Source organism: Mycobacterium sp. E796, from assembly GCF_001672815.1.
Classification (GTDB): Bacteria; Actinomycetota; Actinomycetes; order Mycobacteriales; family Mycobacteriaceae; genus Mycobacterium.
In genome coordinates this window covers 1-5375 of record NZ_LZKK01000130.1, presented here as the reverse complement: position 1 = coordinate 5375, position 5375 = coordinate 1, and the positions used below count along the sequence as shown (strand labels likewise).

The 5375-nt window shown below is 63.5% G+C and carries 5 protein-coding genes; 2 read left to right on the top strand and 3 right to left on the bottom strand.

The genetic code is table 11. From position 1 onward, the window contains the following. A partial coding sequence (locus A5706_RS10270) for a nucleotide sugar dehydrogenase (RefSeq protein WP_068129774.1) occupies positions 1–1062 on the top strand: 1062 nt, incomplete at its 5' end. A 41-nt stretch (positions 1063–1103) separates the two neighbouring features. Continuing rightward, positions 1104–2105, top strand: a complete 1002-nt coding sequence (locus A5706_RS10265; RefSeq protein ID WP_068129771.1) for an NAD(P)-dependent oxidoreductase — start codon at positions 1104–1106, stop codon at positions 2103–2105. Positions 2106–2165: 60 nt separating this feature from the next. On the opposite strand, the gene A5706_RS10260 is transcribed toward A5706_RS10265, so the two are convergent. The 3 genes from A5706_RS10260 to A5706_RS33540 all read right to left on the bottom strand — a co-directional run. Beyond that, complete coding sequence (locus A5706_RS10260; RefSeq protein ID WP_068129767.1) at positions 2166–2873, bottom strand: rhamnosyl O-methyltransferase; 708 nt, start codon at positions 2871–2873, stop codon at positions 2166–2168. Between the two features lie 341 nt (positions 2874–3214). Beyond that, positions 3215–3961 (bottom strand): phthiotriol/phenolphthiotriol dimycocerosates methyltransferase, encoded by a 747-nt coding sequence (locus A5706_RS10255; RefSeq protein ID WP_068129765.1) that lies wholly within the window; start codon positions 3959–3961, stop codon positions 3215–3217. Positions 3962–4248: 287 nt separating this feature from the next. After that, positions 4249–5375, bottom strand: a 1127-nt coding sequence (locus A5706_RS33540; protein WP_304528389.1) for an SGNH hydrolase domain-containing protein, incomplete at its 5' end; no start/stop codon positions are given.

Genomic DNA, 5375 nt, shown 5'->3' with positions numbered 1-5375 from the left:
CTTGGCCCGGACTTCGAGCCCATCGTCGACGACATCAAGGCCGCGGCCCGGGCCGTGGGCGAACACCTGCACGCAGGGCACCTCGTCATCCTCAAGAGCACGGTCCCGCCCGACACCACCGAAAAGCTCGTGCTACCGATCCTGGAACAGACCTCCGGCCTGCGGGCGGGGGTCGACTTCGGCCTGGCGTTTTGCCCCGAGCGGCTCGCCGAAGGCCAAGCCATACACGAGCTGACGACGATCCCGGTCGTGGTCGGTGCCGTCGAGGAGCGCAGCGCCCGCGCCTGCTCCACGCTGTGGCGGCACGCCCTGGGAGTGGAGTCTGTGGTCGTTGATGACCCGCGGACTGCCGAGATGGTCAAGCTTGCGGACAACCTGTGGGTCGACCTCAACGTCGCGCTCGCGAACGAGTTGGCCAAGGTATGCGACCGCCTCGAGATGGACGCCCTGCAAGTCATCGAGGCGGCCAACACGATGCCGAAGGGCGGCCGCGATGCGAACATCCTGCGGCCGAGCATGGGCGTCGGCGGCTACTGCCTGACCAAGGACCCATGGTTCGTCAATCACCTGGGCGAGTCGGTCGGCCTGGAGCTCTCGATTCCACGGACGTCGAGGACGGTCAACGACACGATGCCGGCCTACACTTACGGGCTGCTCACGCAACTGCTGGCCGATCAGGGGAAGACGATCGAGACCAGCAAGATCGCGGTGTTGGGCATCGCGTTCAAGAACAACACCGGCGACTGCCGCCTCACGCCCACGAAGTACGTTGTCGCCTTGCTCGAGGAGTCCGGCTGCCAGCTCACGGTGCATGACCCGTGGGTGCCCGACGAGGAGGCTCACACGGTCACCAAGGTTCCGCTGACGCCGGACATCGAGTCCGCGGTCAAGGACGCCGACGCCCTGGTGGTGCTCGCGGGGCACCGCGAGTTCCACCAGATCCCGCTGGCGCGGCTCGCGGACCTGGCGGCACCCGGTTCCGTGTTCCTCGACGGACGCAACAGCTTCGACCCCGCAGCAGTGCGCGCCGCCGGCTTCGTCTACAAAGGCATTGGCCGGTAGACGGTCGAGCGCAATCCGCACACAGAAACGAAAGAGCGAATATGTCCAATGTCGTCGTGACCGGCGGCTACGGCTTCATCGGATCGCACCTGGTCACCGCATTGCTGAACCGCGGCGACACGGTGACGGTGTTCGACTTTGCGAAGAACACCCGCGACACCAGCATCGACTTCGACCGGCACGCCAACTTCCGGTTCGTGCAGGGCGACGTGACCGATATCGGTGCGCTCGCGAGGGCGCTGACGCCCGACGTCGACACGGTCTTCCACCTGGCCGCCGTCGTCGGCGTCAAGAACTACCTCAACGATCCGCTCCGGGTGCTCGATGTCAACGTGATCGGCACCCGCAACGTCCTACAACTAAGCCAGCGGCACGGAATCCGCGTGCTGTTCGCCAGCACCTCAGAGGTGTTCGGGAAAAACCCCCACCCACCGTTCGCCGAGGACGACGACCGGGTCCTCGGGTCGACGAGGACCGCGCGGTGGAGCTACAGCACCAGCAAGGCCATGGCCGAGCACCTCGTCTTTGCGATGCATTCGGCCTACGGGCTGCCGGTGACCGTGGTTCGCTACTTCAACGTCTACGGCCCGCGGCAAAGCCCGATCTTCGTGGTGTCGCAGAGCATCCACCGCATCCTCAATGGCCGCCAACCGTTGCTCTACGACTCGGGTGACCAGACACGCTGCTTCACCTACGTCGACGACGCCATCGCCGGCACGTTGCTCGCGGCCGACAGCACCCCGGCGATCGGCGAGGCCTTCAACATCGGCAGCATGACCGAGACCACCATCGGGGAGGCCGTCGATCTGGCGATCAAGATCGCAAATGTCGACTCCGTATCCAGCGTCGAACATGTCGACACTGCGGCACGGTACGGGGGTCGCTATGAGGACATCCCTCGTCGCATCCCGGACTCGACCAAGGCGCAGCGCGAGCTGGGCTGGCGCCTCGAGGTCGACGTCGAGGAAGGGATCCGGCGCACCATCGACTGGGCGCGGGCCAACCCCTGGTACCTCCAGGTACCCGCGGGAGATCAGGCATAACACGGCCGAAGACGCGGGGACCGTGTCGAGTGAGTGCGCGACGGCCTTGTGGAGTGTGCGCTAGTTGCGGATCAAATACCCGTTGGGCGCCTGCGTCCAGCCAAACTTGTTCTCGCGCTCCACGTCGTGCGTGTAGTCGTCTGGGAATTCCTGCTCGTAGGCTTCGATCGCCTCATACGGGCCCGGTCCCCATCCAGGAAGGACAGGGTGTCCGTTCATGTTCGAGTCCTCTACTACGAGGTAGTCCCCGCCGCGCAGCAACGGGCGCAACAGCTTCATCTCGGCCAGCACGTGATTCATTGAGTGATCGCTGTCGAGGATGGCAAAAACCTTGCCGGGGAACTCATTTCTCAGGGCTCGGATATGTTCAGCGACAGCGGGGACCGTGGATCGCGACTCGAAGAACGTGATATCGGGATCCTGACGGGCTTTCGGCTCGAGAGGCCCGTGGTAGACGTCCACCGAAAGCACCCTGAATGGTTCGCCGATTTGCCTCATGACGTTCGCGAAAAACAAAGCCGAACCGCCGTAATGTGTGCCGAATTCGACTACCAGAGACGGCTTCAACTCAACCAGGATCTCTTGGTAATTCCACATATCGCTGGCCGACTTCTGGCAGTGGACTCCCATCCAAGTAATCTTGTTGAACACTTCAGTGTTGTAGTACCACTTATGGTATTCGTTAGGCTCCGAGCCCGTTGGCTGGTAAAAGTAGCGGGCCAACGGAGGAGCGGCAATTTTCTTCACGAATTCCCACGGCGTCGGCATAGATTCATAAAGGGCCGCGCCAATTCTTAGGAATGCTTTCCTGTCGACATAACTGGCTGGTTGTGCCGAATCTCCGCGGCTCAATGCCGGCCCGTTGCTCTCCGGCATCTGCTTAGCATGCTCTTTTCGCTGCCACTGCATCGCCGAATGATAGCAGCAGATGTTGTTGAGCAGTTGGCGCGGGCAATCGCCCGGTAGCGCAAAGAACCCCTGGGTATCGGGCGTAAGAAACCGAGATCAGCGCGGGACCGGTTCGCTCGACTGTGGGTTTGCGTGGACAGCGAGGAGTGCTGACGATACGGAGTGCCCGACGCCTGCCCACGAGGCGGGCCGGGGTGGCCTCATGCCTTGGCAAAGCAGTACGTCCGGTAACTGGTCTCGTTGTTTTGCAATGCGCGGTGGAAGTGCGTCCATAACCAAGATCCGCAGGACGGCAGGATGCGGCGCTGACCCCTGAACTGCGACAGATGAATCTTCTCTACCCCGCGAGCAACTTCCTCATTAATGACGCTGTTCGAGATAAGCCGCAGCGGGGCGTCGGCCAGGTCTTTTTCCCACTCGGTGATATCTCGGTTTTTTCGGACATCCGCGTATAGGAAATAGCCTCCCGGGCGCAATACACGGGCGACTTCGGCGAGAAAACGGGGAAATCGAGCGTAGCAGTGCGAGGCCTCGATATTGATCACCGCATCGAACGATTGGTCGTCGAAGGGCAGCTCCTCGGCGCTGCCGTGTACGAAATCCAGGCCGGGCAGTTGGTGCTTTTTTCGGCAGAAGTCCAGGCCGACCGGGTTTAAATCCAGCCCTGTGTAGGAGGCCGGGCCCAAGGCGCGCATCACGTACGAGGCTCCGCCGCCGTGCCCGCAACTAACCTCCAGTACCCTTTTGCCGGTGAGGTCCGCCTGGGCCGCCGTGCGGTGGTAGAGCTGAATGGAGTACCGATCGGGCTCATCGGACTCCGCCAGCGGCAGGGCCATCGGCGGATCTTCTTCGTAACCCCAATTCATGAAAACCCTGTCGTCATTGCTGAGGAAGCGGGTATGGAAGGGATACCAGTAGCGGTTCACAATCTGATGCGCCTGCCTCATCGGTGCAGTATGGCATTACGCCCCGGAATGCGGAGCTAGACCGTAATACACGTGTGAGGCAGTCCGATTGCACCCTTCCGGCAACGAAAACCTGTGCTTGACGGCGTTTTTGACGCGTCGGCCGATTGAGGGACTGCGCCCGCGCAAAATCGCTCCAACAGCCAATCTTTCGCCGGTGAGCCGCATTGACTCCGGGGAATGCACACGGAAGCGAGGTTCGGGTCTGGAGGCATCAGGCGGAAATCGCGTCGATCTGTAGGGCCGTGCCGTCAGCGCCCTACAGCCTCTCAACCGGGTATGAGCGCGCGGTCAACCAGCGCTCCGAACGCTGGTGCCAGCCGCCTCGAGTATTCGAGTGTTATGTGCTCCCGGTCGAAGTACACCAGGGTGTTGCCGACAATCCCCGGGCAGCGGTCAGCGGTGCAGAACAGCTCGGTTAGGTCGGCGTATCGTGCACCGCCGGCCTCGGTGGCGGCGGCTTCGGCGGCGATGCCGGGCTTGTTCACCGCGGTCGACGTGGGGGGCGCGCAGGCCACCGCGTCATCGATGTGGCCGGACAGGCAGACCGGTACTTCGGACTGCGGATCGGGGATGGGCCCGAGCACCAGTATCTGTGCCCCGGTGCTATGCAGAGTCTGCACCAGGCGAGTCAGGCTGTCGTTCCATGCCGGGTCGTAGGACGTGAAACCCGACGGCCAGCCGTATCGCGCACCGTACCGCCGCTTGACGCTGAGCACGACCAGCCGCGGGTGCTCGGCGCGCAACTTGGCGATGACCTCGCCCCGCCACTGCTCGCACTCCGTGTATTCGCGGTGGAGGCCGGGGTGAATGATGGGTAAATCGACCAATGGGCATGAACCCATGGCCAGCAAGTCGAGCCGCAGGTGCCGCTGCGCGGCGACCTGCTGTAACGCCGGATTCCACATCGAGCCATTCGAATCGCCGACCAGGGCCACCGTCGTCGGCGAGGCGGTGTCGCCGGTCGCACAGTCGGGCTGGGGCTGTCCGATTTCCCTCGGACTGCGCAGGCAGCCGTTGAACAACATGGCCTTCTTTTCGCCGGCGACATCGGCAAGCGGGGGGGTCAGGTTTGACGGAACGGCCCTGAGCTCGGCGGATGCTGCGACCACCGCCTGCACCTGTGCGAACGCGTCCCGCACCGCCGCGTCATAAGCATCCATCTTGGAACCCGCGGGCGGGGGCGCTGCCGTGATGGTCAGTGGCGTAGCGGCCGGGCCGCGACCGACCGGGACGGGCACCAGTATCAGCAGTGTCACGCCCACGCAGACCGCCATCGCGGTGGCGCCACCGCCGAGCGCCAGACTGGCGAGGGGAGAGCGGCGTATGGGGGCCGCGAATCGCAGCGGGTTCTCGACAAAACGGAGGGTGAGCAGCGCGAGTCCGCCGGAGATCA